This is a genomic window from Bacillus sp. P4_E1 (assembly GCF_056401715.1).
The window spans coordinates 1-642 of the sequence record NZ_JBFUIV010000067.1 but is presented as its reverse complement, the minus strand read 5'-3'; the positions used below and the strand labels follow the sequence as shown (position 1 = coordinate 642).

Genomic DNA, 642 nt, shown 5'->3' with positions numbered 1-642 from the left:
ATCCCAGTCTTATGGGTAGGTTACCCACGTGTTACTCACCCGTCCGCCGCTAACTTCATAAGAGCAAGCTCTTAATCCATTCGCTCGACTTGCATGTATTAGGCACGCCGCCAGCGTTCATCCTGAGCCAGGATCAAACTCTCCAATAAAGTTAGTTTGTCTAGCATCTAAAAATAAAAATTGACGTTTACGTTGTTTGTTTCGTTCAGTTTTCAAAGAACTTTTTTGGTGGAGCCTAGCGGGATCGAACCGCTGACCTCCTGCGTGCAAGGCAGGCGCTCTCCCAGCTGAGCTAAGGCCCCAAACAAGTATCGGGAAGACAGGATTTGAACCTGCGACCCCCTGGTCCCAAACCAGGTGCTCTACCAAGCTGAGCCACTTCCCGAAAGAAAACGCGCCCGAGAGGAGTCGAACCCCTAACCTCTTGATCCGTAGTCAAACGCTCTATCCAATTGAGCTACGGGCGCATATGGTGCCGAGGGCGGGGGTCGAACCCGCACGGTGGTCACCCACCGCAGGATTTTAAGTCCTGTGCGTCTGCCTGTTCCGCCACCCCGGCATGTCATACTGAAAATTGGAGCGGAAGACGGGATTCGAACCCGCGACCCCAACCTTGGCAAGGTTGTATTCTACCACTGAACT

The 642-nt window shown here is 52.8% G+C and carries 4 tRNA genes and 1 rRNA gene; all 5 read right to left on the bottom strand.

Features of this window, described 5'->3' with window-relative positions:
* Positions 1–149: ribosomal RNA gene (locus AC1DS7_RS28880) — 16S ribosomal RNA — on the bottom strand; the annotation flags it as partial.
* Positions 150–226: 77 nt separating this feature from the next.
* Positions 227–302 (bottom strand) — tRNA-Ala (locus tag AC1DS7_RS28875).
* A 9-nt stretch (positions 303–311) separates the two neighbouring features.
* Positions 312–385, bottom strand: a tRNA-Pro gene (locus tag AC1DS7_RS28870).
* Positions 386–393: 8 nt separating this feature from the next.
* Positions 394–467 (bottom strand) — tRNA-Arg (locus AC1DS7_RS28865).
* A gap of 3 nt (positions 468–470) precedes the next feature.
* Positions 471–559, bottom strand: a tRNA-Leu gene (locus AC1DS7_RS28860).
* Positions 560–642: the final 83 nt, after the last annotated feature.